The following is a 16349-nucleotide window of genomic DNA, read 5'->3' on the forward strand; positions in this document are numbered from 1 at the left end:
AAATTCTTTACAGGCCAGCTTTAAGGCTAGCTTCGATAAATAGATCCAGATCGCCGTCCAGTACTTTGTCACAGTTTGAACTCTGAACGTTTGTACGCAGATCTTTAATGCGCTGATCATCCAACACATAAGAACGAATCTGGCTGCCCCAGCCAATATCCGCTTTATTATCTTCTTGCTCCTGCGCCGCTTCTGTACGCTTAAGCATCTCAACTTCATATAGCTTAGCGCGAAGCTGTTTCATACAAGTATCTTTGTTCTGATGCTGAGAACGCTGCGCCTGGCTTTGTACTACAATGCCGGAAGGTTCGTGCGTAATACGTACCGCAGATTCCGTACGGTTGACGTGCTGACCACCAGCACCCGATGCACGGTATACATCGATACGTAAATCTGCAGGGTTGATCTCAATTTCAACGTTGTCATCAATCTCTGGAGATACAAATACAGAAGAGAAAGATGTATGACGACGTCCACCGGAATCGAATGGTGATTTACGTACTAGACGGTGAACACCTGTTTCGGTGCGCAACCAACCAAACGCGTATTCGCCTTGGAAGCTAATCGTCGCAGACTTGATACCAGCAACATCGCCCGCAGAGCATTCCAATAACTCAGTTTTGAAGCCTTTATCTTCACCCCAGCGCAGGTACATACGCAGCATCATTTCAGCCCAATCTTGAGCCTCAGTACCGCCAGAACCCGCTTGGATATCTAGGAAGGCGTTGTTTGGATCAGCTTCACCAGAGAACATGCGACGGAATTCAAGCATCTGTAGTTTATCCAGCATGCTATTAACATCACTTTCGACTTCTGTGACTGTATCTTCGTCATCTTCTTCAACAGCCATATCTAACAGATCACGTGTATCATCAACACCTGCTGTCAGTTCGTCGATTGTGTTTACCACAGCTTCAAGCGTAGAACGCTCTTTACCCAATTGCTGCGCATTTTCTGGATTATCCCAAACTGCAGGGTCTTCCAGTTCACGAGTGACCTCTTCCAGGCGTTCTTTTTTGCCTTCGTAATCAAGAAAGCCACGAAGCGCTTCAGTACGCACAGTAATATCTTTGAGGTTGTTAAGAATCGGGTTAATTTCCATGGTATAGAATCTATAGCCGGCAGTTTAAAAAAGGGCGGTATTTTACCGAAAATCAGCGCATAACACTACTTGTTTAGGCTGAATAGTTAGCACAGATTTGATAACAGCGGTAAGACTAGAGCTCGAACTCTTGGCTAATTTGCTGGCACCAAGTGGCAACACGCTCTTCAGTTTCTGAACGCTGGCAATCTTCATCAATCGCAAGGCCGACAAACTTCTGATGATCAGGCGTTAGCGCTTTAGATGCTTCAAAGTTATAGCCTTCTACGGGCCAATACCCAACCATCTGGGCACCTTTACTCTGCAACCTTTCGTGTAAAAGCCCCATCGCATCTAAAAACCACTCGCTATAACCAATCTGGTCACCTAAGCCAAACAGGGCACAGCTTTTACCTGCAACCGCTACGGCATCCAACTGTTCCCATAGGTCTGCCCAATCCTCCTGCAGCTCACCAAAGTCCCAAGTAGAGATTCCAAGGATAAGATGTTCATATTCAGACACGCTCTCAATACCGTCAGCAGCAATATCGATACTATGGACTTTATCTTGACCAAGGTGTTCTGTAATTAGCTCTGCTACGCTTTCAGTATTCCCCGTAGTGGAGCCATAAAACAAACCGATTGAAGCACTCATTTTTCTTTCCAGATAAAACAAAAAAAGCAGCCCTAGGCTGCTTTTTAGGTGGTTTAAAATTACTTATTAAAAGCGTCAAATGTATGCTGAGCTACATCTTCAATTTCTGTGCGAGCATCTTGTAACGCTTTCATATTCTGTTCGCTTGCCGCTTTGAGTGTGTCTTCCAGTTCTTTCGCATAGCTACGTTGTAGCTCCATCAAATCACTTGGTGATTGACACTTTTGCATCTCTTTTGTTTGCTGAATAGTCGCTTCAATACAAGACTTTGTGCATTCCATCTGCTGGCGAGTAAGCTCTTCAAGCATCTTGGTTTGAATATTGACCAACTCTTTGAACGGACCCATCGAATCCGAGATCTTTTTATTCATATCTTGAAACATAAACACCTTCCCTATCTCGCCAGAGAAACAACCGTACGCACACAATACCCAGAACAGAACGTAGGACTTCTGTTATATCTATCCTTATAATAAAGCACTGTAAAGATATAATGGCAAAACTTATATCTCCCATCATACCAAAGATAAATAAAAAGGATGCTGAATTATGCGCCTTTTACACACCATGTTGCGTGTTACTGATTTACAGCAATCTATTGAGTTTTATACACAGCTAATGGGTATGAAACTGTTGCGCAGTAAAGACTACCCTGACGGCCGCTTTACCTTAGCTTTTTTAGGCTATGGCGATGAATCGGAGCACACCGCACTTGAGCTCACCCATAACTGGGATACTGATCAATACGAACTAGGTAATGCGTTTGGTCACTTAGCCATCGAAGTTGACGATGTATACGCCGCATGCGATGCAATAACAGCCAAAGGCGGTGAAGTGGTTCGTCCTGCAGGACCGATGAAACACGGTTCAACAATCTTAGCTTTTGTAAAAGATCCTGATGGTTATATGATCGAGCTTTTAGGGACGAAGAGAACCGACTAAATCAAGCCTAGATATCTAGGCCTGATTTAAAGCAGTTTATGATAGGTGCAGGTTAACCCGCATCCATCATCATTTGATCAACATCTGAAAGCTTCGATTCTGCCTTTTTAGGCTCAACTTTCTGTATCTGATCAGACGTTTGATTTACAGGCTTCTTAATAAACCGATTTTCTGCAGGTGCTGGATCAGGAAATCCCTGATTATACTGCTGATAGAAACGATTATTACTTTGTTGTAATTCCTGACTTTGCGAAGGTGAGTCGAGAATTCTAGGTGTAATCAACAACACCATCTCTGTCTCTTCATCGCTTTCGATAGTCGACTTAAAGATATTCCCAACAACCGGTACTTCGCCTAATAGAGGAACCTTACGCTCATTTCTCGTTCTAGTTGTACGAATTAAACCACCTACCGCTACGGTCAAACCATTCTTTGCAGCCACAATCCCCTTTAGTCGCGAGGTATTAACTGTATCAATAGCCAAGTTCACAACATTACCATCACCATCTGGCACAGGAATCGTGCCGCCACCAGGATTCAGAGTAGAGCTTTCCTGTTGTAGCTCAAGGAGAACGGTCCCATCGGAATTAATTCGAGGCGTAATTTTCAAAGAGATACCGATCTCTTCTAGCTGAGTATCCGTTTCAATATAAGAAGGAGATACAACAACACCGTTATCAATCTGGGCAGGATTAAAAGTAAAGCCCCGCGTTAGCACACTCTCTTCGCCGATAAAGAGGTCCGCTTCACGATGATTAGAGGCCAGTACCATCGGATTCGACAATACTTTTAAGCGTTTATTCTCATCGAGGAATTCAATATTCGCTTTCAACTTATCATTGAGGAATTCATAGAGAAAACTGCCACTATTTAATAAAGCGTTATTACCTAACTTCAAAGGTACTGTAGATTTGTTACTTCCCTGGGGTGCTAACTCAAAGTTAAAAATAGAATTAAAATCATCACCCAAAGTAATGCTCAAAATTTTCATCTCTAGCATCACTTGAGGAACAGGAATATCCATCTTATCCACAAGCTGCTTGATGGAATTAATGATCTTGCTGTCATCAGTACGCACAATAATCATATTGTGCTCATTATTAACGGTGACGTAGATTGGTTGAGCTTTAAGGCTTAAAGCCTGCATCGAAGCCGGATCAACAGAAAGTGAATTACTATTGCCTCTAAGTAACTGCTCTAGTTGACCCAATGAAAGATCTCTAGTCTGATTTCTCAACTCCGAATTATCGTTGCCACCATTGTTAGAACCATTCCGAGAGGAAGAGGATGAACCTGAGCTAGAACGGCTAGAATTTTTACCTCCTGGCTGCTCACCTAAGGATAACTCAACACGATCACCATACAGATCTTCAATCGCCTGAGCTACGATACGTACATTAGCATTCAGCAAACGGAATACTTCAATACGCTGACTCTCGCGGACCACCAAGTCTTTCGAATACTCTTCTCGAGTCATAATGCGATAGGTATTAGTATCCTGATCATAGCGATACCACAGGTCACTGATGCGGCTAATCGATTTGATTGCATCTATATCTGATACGTTTTTCAGATGTATAGTAACTCGCTTATCAATAGCACTCGGAGTGGCAATAATATTGCTCTGCGAGAGTTCCGATAAGGTTCGAATAACATCACTTAAACGTGTATCAGCAAATTCCAATTCGAATATTTTAGCTGCAGAAACAGCCATTGGGTTTAACAACGCCAATACAAGGGCAAGTTTACCTAAAGCTTTCATCGTAATACCTTCATCTGCCCTAAAGTGCCTGTCTCTACAGTAATACTTAAACGGGATATTTTTGTAATTCTAATCGCCTGCCGAGGGTTGGCTGGATCAACATTAATTTCATCCCCCTCTTTAACTAAATGCACTCGTTTACCTGCGATTTGCAACAACGCCATCGGACTGGAATCACCACGATCGATGTACCCCTTAAACAGCAAATTAGGGACATTGACTTCGCCCGGCGTACGACGGAACCCTTGACCAAACCGATCAACAACTCCACCTAAAATCCCCTGTTTTTCTTGTTGCGTAGCACCTTGAGGCTCACTAAAAGGGTCTCGCATAACAATTACACCTGAGCCAGCTCCAACATTAGCTGTGACATAACCAGTTGACGGGGCTTCAGCAATAGCTGTCATAGGAAGTGTGAGTACACATAAAACGATTAAAATTATTTTTTTCATCATCAATTAACCTGACACCGCAAACATCGATTTGAAGAATCCGTAATACACATAACCGACAATGCCACCAATCAGCAGAATGGCTACCGGCTCCATAGCTGTTGCTATGGCCTTAGTGATCATGCGCACACGCTCTTCATAAAATGTACCGGCATCTTTCATCACCGATACCATACTACCTGTTCTTTCACCGACTAGAGTCATCTCTTGAATAAGCCCTTCGATATGAGGCTTACGGAAGCTTTTACCCATATCAGCACCTTGAAGAATTTCTTCTGATGCATCAGCAATATCTTTGGCTATTACCTTGTTGTTGATCAATTTACTAATGATCTCTAAGGACTGAACAACTGATATGCCACTTTGCAACATACTAGATAGCCCCCAGGTAATTTGCGACATAGAACTTGCAGAGATCATCGTACCCACCAGAGGAACTTTTAGGAGCAAGTAATCGATATAAAAGCGCCCTTTCTTACGCGAATACGTCAAAATAATTCCGATCAAAACGAGTAAGATCCCTACCAATACATGCGCCCAATACTGATGGATAAAGTTAGAGATACCCATCATCTGAATCATCTCTGGCGGAGGCGTTCTACCCGTTTTTTCAAAGAAAGCGGCAAACTTAGGAATAACCGTCGACATCAAAAAGATAAACACTCCAACGGTCATAAACAGCACCACCACAGGGTATGTCATGGTAGAGATAAGTTGGGTTTTGATATCAGCTTGGCGCTCCATAAAATCAGCAATACGTACTAGAGCAGGTTCCAACTCACCACTGGCTTCGGCACTACGCAGCATATGCAGTGCTAGCGAAGAAAAAACAGACTCATATTTCTCCATAGACTGAGAGAAAGACATACCTCCGCTGATCTGATCATTCAAATCCAGAATAATCTCTCTCATCCTGCCTCGTTGAATACCACCTAAGATATTCAACGCTTCGGTCACCGAAAGTCCTGAACGAAACATCAAAGCTAACTGACGGAAAAAGAAAATTTTCTGGTTAGTCTTAACCGGCAACAAGCAAAGCAGCTGCTCAAAGGCATCTTGTTTCGGCTTATCAGCTGAACTACTTCCAGCATTCTCTTTAATACTGCTGATATAGATCCCTTTCCTTTGCAGCTTAGCAATCGCCGCATCATGGTCAACGGCAGAGACAGTGCCTTCGCAGGCTTCACCCGAGGTATTCATCCCCTGATAGACGAACTTCATTCGTTAACCTCATCAAACTGATTTAGAAGACCTAAACGACGCAGTTCTTCCATCGAGGTTAAGCCCTGAAGTACCTTTTCTCGGCCATCATGAGCAAGACTGATATAATGCTGAGCATGTTTACGTAACTGTTGTTCGTCGGCTTCTTGAGTGATTAACTCCCGCAATACCTCGTCCATCCACAAGGTTTCGAATAGAGCAATACGCCCTTTAAAGCCAGTGCCATTACACAGCGAGCACCCTTGAGGGTGAGAGAGCATAACTAGATCATCAGAGGGTAAACCCAGCTGTTTCAATTCTGAGAAATCCGCTGGCATCTCTAACTTACAGCTTTGACAAAGTTTACGTGCCAATCGTTGCGCGACAATCCCTTGAAGGCTTGAAGCGATCATAAACGGCTCTAAACCGATATTTTTCAATCGAGTGACACTGGCAATCGCAGAATTGGTATGCAGGGTAGATAGAACCATATGGCCCGTAGTAGCAGCCTTTAGAGCAATCTCACCGGTTTCAGAGTCACGAATCTCACCGACCATAATGATATCGGGATCGTGACGAAGGAAACTTCGAAGGGCAGAAGCGAAATTCACCTTCGCATTCATCTGAACTTGAGAAACACCCTCCACTACCATCTCAACAGGATCTTCAGCAGTAAGAATATTGGTGCTTTCCGATTTTAACTCTTCAAGCGCAGCATAGAGCGTAGTGGATTTACCGCTACCTGTAGGCCCTGTAATCAGAACGATGCCATGAGGCTGAGCAATGACGCGACTGAACTGCCGTAACGTCGCATCAGACATTCCTAGCTGTTTCAGGGTAAACAACTGATTATCCGTTCCAAGCAAACGTAAGGTTACTCGCTCACCATGCTTAGTTGGCGCCGTCGCCACACGCATTTCAAACTCGACGTTATAAGGTGTTGTATAATCAGCACCGCCATCCTGAGGCATCCGAGTTTCAGCAATATCTAGGTTAGACATAACTTTAATACGGCTAACTAAAGAGATCCCTTCCGAAAGGGTAAAACGCTTCCCATATTGCTGTAACTGGCCATCTACCCGTAATCGCACAATGTAGTAGTCAGCTAAGGGCTCTATATGAATATCGGATGCTCGATGCATATAGGCTTGATCCAACAGTTCAGAAAACTCTGCAACCGCATCAAAACCTAATTCAGCATTGCTTAACTCCACATCTAAACGCAAACTGCATTCAAACGCTTCTGGGTCAGCCAAGCAGAGCTTCACATCTATTTTGAATAATCGCTGTAACTGTTTTTCGAGTGTAGGATTCTCTGGAGAATCCGTAACGACATGGATCTTATCGCTATCAACATCACCTACTTCGACAGGGAGTATACGGAACTGACGAATAAAACTTTGCGGTATATTACTCAGGCGACTTTTATCTACTTTGATCTGCGATGGCCGAAGATACTGCATACCATGCTCACTAGCATAAGCATGATAGAAGCTACTTGGCGCTATACGCTGCTCATAACAAAGCACCGTCTTCTCATCCATTTTTAAACGGCGCGCATGTAAGCTGACCTCTGTATGCTGGCTCTCTGAAATTAAACCTTGCTTAATAGCAGCTTCAATTAGCCATTTATCCCTAATCGCCATAACCGGTTACCTGCCCAACACTCGTAGAGAGTTCTCAAACTGCTCTTTACGACTGGTTAGCTGTAACGCTTGTTCTTTGGTTAAGAACTTTTCATATACACGTTTAGCTAATGCAAATTCGAAAGTCTGATTGCCTTGTGCCCGCCCCGTTTCCATCACAGAACGAATTTGCGTGGAGTTATTCTCCCGAATAAGGTTAGATACAGCGCCATTGACCATCAAAATCTCATTCACTGGAATACGCCCTTGACCATCAGGAGAGCGGACTAAAGTCTGGGTGACGACTGCACGCAAACACATAGATAACTGCTGACGCACAGTATTTTGCAGATCGCCAGGGAACATACCGATTAATCGATCAATCACACCAACCGCATCATTTGTATGTAGAGTGGCAAATACTAAATGGCCTGTTTCCGCCGCGGTAATAGCAGCATGCATGGTTTCAAGATCGCGCATCTCACCCAGCAACATTACATCTGGGTCTTCGCGCATGGCACTACGGATTGCATCTGCAAAAGAGAGGACATCGTCACCCACCTCTCGCTGATGGACTACAGAGCGAATATTACTGTGTACAAATTCGATAGGGTCTTCAATGGTTAAAATATGACAAGCTCGCGTCTCGTTTATCTTATTGATAATGCTTGCCAATGTCGTGGACTTACCGCTACCGGTAGCCCCCGTCACTAAAACCAATCCATCCTTAAAACCTACTACATCTTCTAGCTGTGCAGGCAAACGGAGCTCTTCAAAGGTACAAAAAGACCCATCTAGTGCACGAATAGCAAAGGCTAATGAGCCACGTTCAAAGTAGATATTGAGTCTAAAGCGGACGCCAAGCTGATTGGAATAGCCCAAGTCACAACTGCGCTTTTTAATCAGGTGTTCGAACTGTTCGGCAGATAAAACTGCTTCAGCCATACCCATCAGTTGATCTTTAGTAAACGTCTCCAGTTCTTCACGTTCTTGCAGTTCACCATGAATACGCATCACCGGCGCAACATTGGCAGAACAATGCATATCTGAAGCGCCTAGCTCAAGCATCATTGCCAGTAACTGCTCAAACTGGTCGTTATAGTTATTCTTGTCCATCACAATGCCAACGTCATCTCAATATCTAGCACGCGTCCACCACCCAAGGCAGTACGATCAGTACGGCTAATCTGGAATTTGATTGGAATAACCGAGTACTCCAACTTGGAAAGCTGTTTTATAAACCCGTACAGCGCGCTATATCCACCCTGTAAGCGAAGCTCATATAATGGGCGATTAAGATCCCCTTTCCCTTTATTCGAAACTTTTGCTGCGACAATTTGTGCTAGATTTCCGCTACTTTGCTTTTTAGATAAGAGGTGCAGACGATTGGTTTCGGCACTGTGTGTAATCTGACTAAGGAATTTAGAAAACTTAGATTTATCTCTTACATCGATAAAGGAGTAGCCAATACCTGACAATTTCGCTTTTTCTGCATCTATAGCTTTGGTTAATTTTCTTACGTCATTCGAACTGATCTTTTTCCCATTCAACTCGGGGATCGTTTTTTTACCCTGCTTTCTTTTCGCCTTGTCTATTTTCTTCTCAGTAGATTCAATTCTATCTTCCAGAACCAACACCTGCTTGTTAAGGTCAGCGCCTCGGATAAACAGATAGCCACCTGCGATCAAAGCTGCCCCCAGAACGGCTACCAAGATTCGTTCACGCAAGTTCATTTCTGAGAATGCATTCATTATTGAGCCCCCTTGTACTTTAAAACGAACTCAAATACATAGATGCCATTCTGCATTAATGCAGAATCCCCTCGAAAATTACTTGGACTCTTCGCAATGTACATATTCAGGGGCTCAAGGCTTATAGACAAGACCTGATTAAAATCATCAATACTCGCCTGATCAACAGCTTTCCCGGTGATAGAGAATTCATACCAAGAGCTCTCTTTCATCGACTCTAAAACAACGCCATCATTTATACTTTCCGATAGCACAGGTAGAAGACGTTCGACAAATGACTGACGCTTAACAATCACTTGCTCAACTAACTGCTTTTCAGCCTGCAAACTTCCCAGCTCTTTAGTTTTCTTTTGAAAGTCCGCAATATTCTGCTTGGCTTCTGTGTACTTTTTTCGCGCCTTACTACTCTGATCCTTGAAAACTTCTAATTGCTGCTCCGCAGCCAACAGTTCCGCCTCTAACGACTTCAGTTTCAGATGATAAGCACCTTCATAAGCAGCTATTAACAGTGGCAAAACACAAGCTGCCATCGCAATTTTAAAGCCATTGCTACGATAAATAGGATCAGGTGGCGGCATGCCAATTAAAGGCGCGACAGAAAGTGGAGCACTACCAAGAAAATGCCTCGCAGCCCCCAGTTCAGCTAACAACTCATTTCTGCCAGAAGGTATTTTATCCGCCGCAGCCTGAGCTAAAGATTCTGCATCGAGCTGTAGCAATGATTCCAGCTGAGAGATTTGGTCGCTAAATGCGCTATCACCATCAGCAACAAGCCAACGATTTGCTTGCGCAAACGAACCTGTCGTTAAGACCTCTGCAACTGCCCCTGCATCTAACATATGGCTGGAGCATTTCACCATCGCCACATCGCGGATCTGGTTATCCTGCAACACAGCACAGAAAACATAAGCCTTATGGAATTCAGTTAACAATACGGTGTCAGAACTATCTAACAACGACACACTAGAGCCCGCAAAAGGGTAAACCTGACGCAAGTTCAGCTTAGGAAAACCAGAACTACCACCAACTTTTTTAACGGCACCTAGCCACTGCTGATGCTGAGCAGCAGGCATAGCACTACATAAGAATTTTTGCGCATCACCTAAGTCATCATCACTATAAGGTGATTCCTCTTTAGGCTGCGGTCGCCATTGGGTTAACAGACGCTGGTCTGCCAGCTGCAGTTTCTGTTGGATATGCAAGCATTCAGCTATCTGCTCCTTCGAAACCATCTGCTCACGAATCGCGACTTCACCCAAGCGCATCGGGCTTCGGCCGCCATGTTGCGCTGACAACTGCTTCTCTTCTGTTACTAGATGCACCAGTTCTTCGCGTTGTTCAGGGGTTATATAGCCACGCCCCATCAACAGCCAACCCAGATCCCAGTTTGGCGATTGCATAGCAACCACACCTTCCATCTCCCAACGCAGCATCTCAAGTAAATTTTCTGCTTCAGCAGAATCAAAACTTTCAGTGATCTGAACAAGATCTGGAATAGCGCTAATATGCAGGAGTAAGGCATTACTAGGTACATTTTTACCCAGTACATTCTTTAACTGCTCCAAAACATCAGTCAGCGCCGCAATAGGATCAACCTGTTGTGATGACACAGACACTGTTACTTTTAGTGCATCACGATTGCCATTAATAACAGTTGCTCGCAGACCAAACCCATCTGTTTTTAGGACCAGCAGACCTTTACCGGCTGCTTTTTTATTCAGAAACGACAGCATTAATTAACCTCAAATTGCAGTACTGGCTGCGTAGCATTTGGTATTACTAGCAAGCGATCATATTTTTCTACAACCGACCCAGCGCTATCCATAACAAAAACAGCATGCTGACCTACGGGAATCTGTTTAGTACTAGCATCAGAAATAGACGCACCATTCTCATGCCATGCATTAGTAGCCAATGAAAGGGAATTCGTTGCGGTAGATGCAGCAGCATCGAAGTGATAAGTAACCCAGCGATCTTCGTCATCAGCAACAGCAGCATTTTTAAACACAACCAATGCCAATTTATGAATGTCCGTATCACTGTTGTTTTGAACTTGAATATCAATTTGACTTAACGGCACCTGCCAGTCAGTGCTCTCAATAGCACCAGACACAACTACGTTGTAGCTCGCAGGATGATCACCATCATCGCCTTTGTAATTGAATTGATACTGATCAGAAGCATTCCTAACTTCGAACCCAATACCCCAGCCATCTCTGAATTCACGATTACTATCTAAACCAGAATTCAAATAATTAGCGCGATAACCTTTTAGCTGTGGGTAGGCAGATATTTGTGTGGGCGTTCCGCCAAAATTAACGTAAGGGTCTAGCATTGCGAGATCTACCCACTGATCAGAACCACTTACCTCCCAACTTCCATCTTTGTTGATTAAAGGCTGCAGTTCTGTGGGATCCTGAAATAAAGTAGCACTCGCTGGGGGTAAAACACCGTTATCGATAACAAAGCCAGACAGCACTGGTTGATTGCGGTAGCTACTTTGCATCAAGATGCTTTTTCTAAGCAGCTCCATCTTATCTAAGGTTTCATCGTAACGAAGTTGATTATCCTGATTATCGATAAACACCAATGGAGTACTGGCTACCAAGCCGATAATTAGCATCACTAACACCAGCTCTAATAAGGTAAAGCCAGATTGACGTTTAGAAGATGATTGATTGAGGATTAGCGCAGACATAAGACAATATCATCCCCACTACTGCTACAAAGAAGATCAGCATCACAGAAATCAGCATCAACTGGATCTGTCTCGGTATAATCACAACTGTTTGGCTCGTAGATACCATTCGAGCCAAAGCTAACTAATCGAGGCACCCCTGGCACGATAGAGCTATCTGCCATCACCTCTAGATCAATTGCCAGATATGGGCGACCAAAGCGATTGATCAGGGTTGAATCGTCACCCGAAATTTTACGCCATTCCAGAAGGCAATCATTTGCACCAGATGTACTACAACCACTTACACTGCGACTCTGACCGTCATCGACGGGATAATGATCATAAGGGTCTGCGATACCAATAACAGAAGGGATTTCCGCCCCATCGATCACAAAAGGCTCGCCCGGATCTGCTGGGGTATTAATACTTGAACCATCAGACGTCAGATCATCGCCAATATCCAGATAAAGATACTTGTGACCATTTAGGTAGGGGCCGCGCCAACCTCGGCGATAATCGGTACTCCAATTACTTTCGGTTGTTTGTTCAAAAAGAAAGGATAGGTCTGCAGGTGTGTTGCGAGCGGGAAAAGACCCATTATCTTTATAGTAAGCTTCGATCGCCTCACCGAGCTGTTGCATCTGGTAGCGCGCTGCCTGATCTGCAGCATCAGACCCAACATCACGGAAAGAGGTAACCACACCACCCGCCACAACTAAAAGAATGGCTGCAACCACAAGCATTTCCAAAAGAGTAAAACCCTTCTGAGACGACAAAACCGCTTTGCTAAAAACGTCGCTACGGACATTTTTAGAAAAACGGTCTACAGGTGGACTTCGGTATTTTTTATCTACCAACTTCATATTTAGCCATTGTATTTATTATTGTTATTAGCCGATCCTTAGCTATATAGCCTTATCCAAGTAAAGCCTTTGTTACTAAGTCCCCTTGGCCGCATTTAACTGGCTTAAGGGCAAAAAATTACAAATATTTCTTACAAAAAAGGCAGGAGCTAAGCCCCTGCCTTTTAGAAATAAGAATTACTCTTCTTCGTTACCTTTAGCTTCAGCAATTTCATCGTCGTAAGCGTCACCGCCTGCGTCAAGAACAGCTAGCACTTCCGGATCTTCATCAACTGACCACTCATTGGAAGCATCACAGTTGGCATCACCAAACTCAGCATTCGCAGCAGTACATTCTGCAACTTTTACAGCAATGGAGAAATGACCATATTTATCAGGGCCAACATTACCGTCTGATGGAGCACGACCAATGATTTCGTTGGTCAGACTGGAATCTGGACCAATACCAAATACTGCTACAATATCGCCCTCTTCACCACCGATTTCCGCAGGCTCTTCAAAGAATGCAATTGGAGCAATCGCAGTAGAGGCAGCTCCAGTAAAATCAATCAACGCACCAGCACCATATTCCCAATCAGTACCCTCTATTACAGCATCACGGAAAATAAGGTTTGGCTTTGTAACATCAACCAACGCAACATCATCAACACCTGTTGCAATTGCTGCGGTATCTACATCCCCATCACATACATTCAAAGTTGCGTAACGCAGACCTGTTAAACCAGCTTCAACCATATTTGTCCATACTGGATCATTTGCAGACACGCCCACTAATTCTAACTTCCCTGAGATATCCCCTGTTAAGCCGCCATGCACTCGAGATACGTTAGAGTTATCGCCAGCGTTACTCAAAAGAATCGCATTAGTCGCTGTATTAGCATCTAATGTATCGCTCAGACCATCTGCTCCTACAGTCATGCCATCCACACAAATTAGAGACTCAAGTTCTGCAGGTAATAAGCGTTTCTCAGTTGTATTAAAAACACGCATACCACTTTCAAGCGTTGCCATTGTATGCACTGCGGTAGCCTGTGCTGCACCTTCTTCTTTACCGTCTAGGGAAGCGATTACAGAACCCGCAATTACCGCAAGAATTGCAACTACAACCAACAATTCAAGCAGCGTAAAACCGCCTTGTTTAGCTTGTAGCTTTTCACCCTTAGCGCGCAATTCTGCGTCTTTAACCTGAGACAGGTCAGCTTTCATAAATTTGCGAATAGAATCTTTCATCTGTTGAGCGATCATTATTTTTCTCTTTATTATTTTTACCGCATCTGTCTCACACAGATTTTTGGATTTTTAGTTATAAAAATCTTTAAGATGCAAACCCGCATTGCACTCTTTTAAATAGGGACAAACTCTTTGCTAGCTTAAACATCCACCACAAAACGGTACTGTCGGCCGTAGTGAAGAATGACCTCTTTTTGCTGGCGTTTTAGAATTTTGGTTTCGACTCGAATCTCACCATAACCATCATGAGCAAGCACATCTTCAAACAACTCCAACAGTTTCTTTTTTACAGGATCTATTGCTGGTTTGTCCGTGCTCATAATTTTTTGCCCTTGGCTATGGCTTAATCTGACTTCCTTGAAATGTTGGGAACTAATCCTTAGCACCCCATGTCCGAAAAACGTGACAGAAAAGGTAACTGTTTCAAAAATGTTACCAAACTGGCCATTAGAGCCACCTTTTCTAGTACTTTGGGACAGACATAATCCCGAAATCATCATGAAAGACTCCCAAAAACCTAACAAGCGGCATCGGAATTTCTCCCAAAGAACTATGATTTTTAATAGAAAAACAAAGGAAGGAACGTTCGGGAATCTAGCTCCTAAAATTTAGGGCTGCTAGTGAAAATTAGAGAAGTCCAATATAAATTCAAACAAAGACAAGCATACTGTCTAGGTGTAATTTAGAGTTTTTTAACGTTTCACTACAAAGCAATACACAAATTTAGAGAGCTGAATATGACTGGTAATTTTTTACAGCGAACTTGGCGCGGTGCTCTCTTCAGACGTTAGACCCGCAGCACCAACTACGCAGTTTCGGCCACTTCTTTTCGCTTCATACAAGGCATCATCTGCCCTCTTAATCAAAGCATCTAAGTTGATATCTGTCGATTCCGCTACAGCAAAACCTATGCTGATGGAGATAGTTATCTTATGTCCAAACAGAGCATATTCAGACTGTGAAACCAATCGCTGTAACCTATCGGCGACTTGCTGAGTGGCCGCATTAGAGATATCAGGGATCAAGGCAATAAACTCCTCACCACCATATCGACCAATCGCTGAATATGAACGTAACTCGCCCATCAATCGATGCGCCACCAGCTGCAGAAGTTTATCTCCTACTAGGTGACCGTAGTTATCATTCACTTTCTTAAAGTGATCAAGATCCAACATCAGCAAGGCAAAGCTAGTCTGTTTTGATGAAGAGCGTTTATAACGCTGCCACTCAGCCTCCATCCTTCTCGTAATTTCAGCTCGGTTATAAAGCCCTGTTACCGCATCAACTGTCGCTAACTCTTCCAACATCTCTTGTTGATAGGCCATTCTCTTCACCGCCTTACGCATAAATACGAAGGCTGTGCAAATTACACTCAGCAGGATGATCGCAAGCACACCAACAAACAGTATAATCCCTTGTTGGATTTCCCCTCGAAAGCCCGAAGTATCTTGGTATATTTCGAAGATTCCTATCAGCCCCCCTTTCCTATCTCGCATGGCAACATAGCTCTCAACCACATCAACATCGAACCGGGTTTCATTAGCCAGATCTCTGATCTGATCCTTTGTTTGAATATTCGAACTTGTACCATTTTTAATGGCCTGCTTAAGCATCTCATTCGCACTTGCATCTTTGCCAATAATATTCAGATCAGTGCTGTAGATGATGATACCTTCCGGAGAGAACAGTTTTGTTTTTACTATGCCATAGGGCTGAATAAAATCTCTTAAAGTTCTATTTAGTTTTAATAATTGCGGAGGCAGCAGAGGAGCGGAGTCCAGCGCTGAATTAAGTTCAGTGCGATATGTGGTATAGATCGCTTCCGTAAGGTTAACGGCGTTGGATTCAGCTAGGCGTACTACGTGACGTTCATAGAGCTTACTAGCTGCATAGCCACTGAGCAGCAATAAAACAAACGATGCAAGAATGGCAACAAAGCAGAATCGTTTTAGGAAATGACTAAACGATGATGACAGCGCTTTTGGGCTCAACAACTAAAAACCTCAATACAACAGGTACTGTTTTCTCTTTCTCTAATTTAGATTAGCAGAAAACTAAACCAACCGTTCATACTCTTTTTATTCAATATCTAAATTTTTAGCCTAAAG

General features: G+C 43.5%; 16 protein-coding genes. 1 reads left to right on the forward strand and 15 read right to left on the reverse strand.

The window, feature by feature from the left end; translation table 11 throughout:
- Positions 1–7: 7 nt before the first annotated feature.
- The 3 genes from prfB to ACMXYO_RS13615 form a co-directional block, all read right to left on the reverse strand.
- Entirely contained in the window at positions 8–1102 is a 1095-nt protein-coding gene (gene prfB / locus ACMXYO_RS13605) for a peptide chain release factor 2 (protein WP_415885631.1), read from the reverse strand.
- 115 nt (positions 1103–1217) lie between these two features.
- Positions 1218–1736 carry a flavodoxin FldB gene (fldB, locus tag ACMXYO_RS13610; protein WP_415885632.1) on the reverse strand — a complete coding sequence of 173 codons (519 nt, stop codon included), beginning with the start codon at positions 1734–1736 and terminating at the stop codon, positions 1218–1220.
- A 59-nt stretch (positions 1737–1795) separates the two neighbouring features.
- Positions 1796–2119, reverse strand: coding sequence for a phasin family protein (locus ACMXYO_RS13615; RefSeq protein ID WP_415882248.1), 324 nt, complete (start codon positions 2117–2119; stop codon positions 1796–1798).
- 166 nt (positions 2120–2285) lie between these two features.
- On the opposite strand from ACMXYO_RS13615, the gene gloA reads away from it, so the two are divergent.
- Positions 2286–2678: a lactoylglutathione lyase gene (gene gloA / locus ACMXYO_RS13620; RefSeq protein ID WP_415885633.1), complete on the forward strand. Its 393-nt coding sequence runs from the start codon at positions 2286–2288 to the stop codon at positions 2676–2678.
- A gap of 52 nt (positions 2679–2730) precedes the next feature.
- Here the strand turns inward: gloA and ACMXYO_RS13625 are convergent, their stop codons facing one another.
- The 12 genes from ACMXYO_RS13625 to ACMXYO_RS13680 form a co-directional block, all read right to left on the reverse strand.
- On the reverse strand, positions 2731–4440 hold the full coding sequence (locus ACMXYO_RS13625) for a type II secretion system protein GspD (protein ID WP_415885634.1): 1710 nt from the start codon (positions 4438–4440) through the stop codon (positions 2731–2733).
- Positions 4437–4895, reverse strand: coding sequence for a hypothetical protein (locus ACMXYO_RS13630; RefSeq protein ID WP_415885635.1), 459 nt, complete (start codon positions 4893–4895; stop codon positions 4437–4439). The genes ACMXYO_RS13625 and ACMXYO_RS13630 overlap by 4 nt, the downstream gene beginning before the upstream one ends.
- A gap of 3 nt (positions 4896–4898) precedes the next feature.
- Positions 4899–6113, reverse strand: a complete 1215-nt coding sequence (locus tag ACMXYO_RS13635; RefSeq protein WP_415885636.1) for a type II secretion system F family protein — start codon at positions 6111–6113, stop codon at positions 4899–4901.
- Positions 6110–7738, reverse strand: a complete 1629-nt coding sequence (locus ACMXYO_RS13640; RefSeq protein ID WP_415885637.1) for a GspE/PulE family protein — start codon at positions 7736–7738, stop codon at positions 6110–6112. The genes ACMXYO_RS13635 and ACMXYO_RS13640 overlap by 4 nt, the downstream gene beginning before the upstream one ends.
- A 6-nt stretch (positions 7739–7744) precedes the next feature.
- Positions 7745–8833, reverse strand: a complete 1089-nt coding sequence (locus ACMXYO_RS13645; protein ID WP_415885639.1) for a type IV pilus twitching motility protein PilT — start codon at positions 8831–8833, stop codon at positions 7745–7747.
- Positions 8833–9468 (reverse strand): hypothetical protein, encoded by a 636-nt coding sequence (locus ACMXYO_RS13650; RefSeq protein ID WP_415885640.1) that lies wholly within the window; start codon positions 9466–9468, stop codon positions 8833–8835. Before ACMXYO_RS13650 ends, ACMXYO_RS13645 begins: the two co-directional genes overlap by 1 nt.
- Positions 9468–11201: a hypothetical protein gene (locus tag ACMXYO_RS13655; protein WP_415885641.1), complete on the reverse strand. Its 1734-nt coding sequence runs from the start codon at positions 11199–11201 to the stop codon at positions 9468–9470. The genes ACMXYO_RS13650 and ACMXYO_RS13655 overlap by 1 nt, the downstream gene beginning before the upstream one ends.
- Entirely contained in the window at positions 11201–12166 is a 966-nt protein-coding gene (locus tag ACMXYO_RS13660) for a type II secretion system protein (RefSeq protein WP_415885642.1), read from the reverse strand. Before ACMXYO_RS13660 ends, ACMXYO_RS13655 begins: the two co-directional genes overlap by 1 nt.
- Entirely contained in the window at positions 12154–13011 is an 858-nt protein-coding gene (locus tag ACMXYO_RS13665; RefSeq protein ID WP_415885643.1) for a prepilin-type N-terminal cleavage/methylation domain-containing protein, read from the reverse strand. Before ACMXYO_RS13665 ends, ACMXYO_RS13660 begins: the two co-directional genes overlap by 13 nt.
- A 177-nt stretch (positions 13012–13188) precedes the next feature.
- Complete coding sequence (locus ACMXYO_RS13670; protein WP_415885644.1) at positions 13189–14256, reverse strand: type II secretion system protein; 1068 nt, start codon at positions 14254–14256, stop codon at positions 13189–13191.
- A gap of 125 nt (positions 14257–14381) precedes the next feature.
- Positions 14382–14561 (reverse strand): hypothetical protein, encoded by a 180-nt coding sequence (locus ACMXYO_RS13675; RefSeq protein WP_415885645.1) that lies wholly within the window; start codon positions 14559–14561, stop codon positions 14382–14384.
- A 432-nt stretch (positions 14562–14993) separates the two neighbouring features.
- Entirely contained in the window at positions 14994–16235 is a 1242-nt protein-coding gene (locus tag ACMXYO_RS13680) for a GGDEF domain-containing protein (RefSeq protein WP_415885646.1), read from the reverse strand.
- Positions 16236–16349 lie beyond the last annotated feature (114 nt).

It is taken from the genome of Neptuniibacter sp. QD37_6 (assembly GCF_047778085.1).
Taxonomy (GTDB): Bacteria; Pseudomonadota; Gammaproteobacteria; order Pseudomonadales; family Balneatricaceae; genus Neptuniibacter.

Coding starts and splice junctions, on each gene's coding strand:
- ACMXYO_RS13635 (WP_415885636.1), bottom strand. CDS start 6,113: ATGAAGTTCGTCTATCAGGGGATGAATACCTCGGGTGAAGCCTGCGAA.
- fldB (WP_415885632.1), bottom strand. CDS start 1,736: ATGAGTGCTTCAATCGGTTTGTTTTATGGCTCCACTACGGGGAATACT.
- ACMXYO_RS13670 (WP_415885644.1), bottom strand. CDS start 14,256: ATGATCGCTCAACAGATGAAAGATTCTATTCGCAAATTTATGAAAGCT.
- ACMXYO_RS13675 (WP_415885645.1), bottom strand. CDS start 14,561: ATGAGCACGGACAAACCAGCAATAGATCCTGTAAAAAAGAAACTGTTG.
- ACMXYO_RS13630 (WP_415885635.1), bottom strand. CDS start 4,895: ATGATGAAAAAAATAATTTTAATCGTTTTATGTGTACTCACACTTCCT.
- ACMXYO_RS13625 (WP_415885634.1), bottom strand. CDS start 4,440: ATGAAAGCTTTAGGTAAACTTGCCCTTGTATTGGCGTTGTTAAACCCA.
- ACMXYO_RS13655 (WP_415885641.1), bottom strand. CDS start 11,201: ATGCTGTCGTTTCTGAATAAAAAAGCAGCCGGTAAAGGTCTGCTGGTC.
- ACMXYO_RS13615 (WP_415882248.1), bottom strand. CDS start 2,119: ATGTTTCAAGATATGAATAAAAAGATCTCGGATTCGATGGGTCCGTTC.
- prfB (WP_415885631.1), bottom strand. CDS start 1,102: ATGGAAATTAACCCGATTCTTAACAACCTCAAAGATATTACTGTGCGT.
- ACMXYO_RS13660 (WP_415885642.1), bottom strand. CDS start 12,166: ATGTCTGCGCTAATCCTCAATCAATCATCTTCTAAACGTCAATCTGGC.
- ACMXYO_RS13650 (WP_415885640.1), bottom strand. CDS start 9,468: ATGAATGCATTCTCAGAAATGAACTTGCGTGAACGAATCTTGGTAGCC.
- ACMXYO_RS13645 (WP_415885639.1), bottom strand. CDS start 8,833: ATGGACAAGAATAACTATAACGACCAGTTTGAGCAGTTACTGGCAATG.
- gloA (WP_415885633.1), top strand. CDS start 2,286: ATGCGCCTTTTACACACCATGTTGCGTGTTACTGATTTACAGCAATCT.
- ACMXYO_RS13640 (WP_415885637.1), bottom strand. CDS start 7,738: ATGGCGATTAGGGATAAATGGCTAATTGAAGCTGCTATTAAGCAAGGT.
- ACMXYO_RS13665 (WP_415885643.1), bottom strand. CDS start 13,011: ATGAAGTTGGTAGATAAAAAATACCGAAGTCCACCTGTAGACCGTTTT.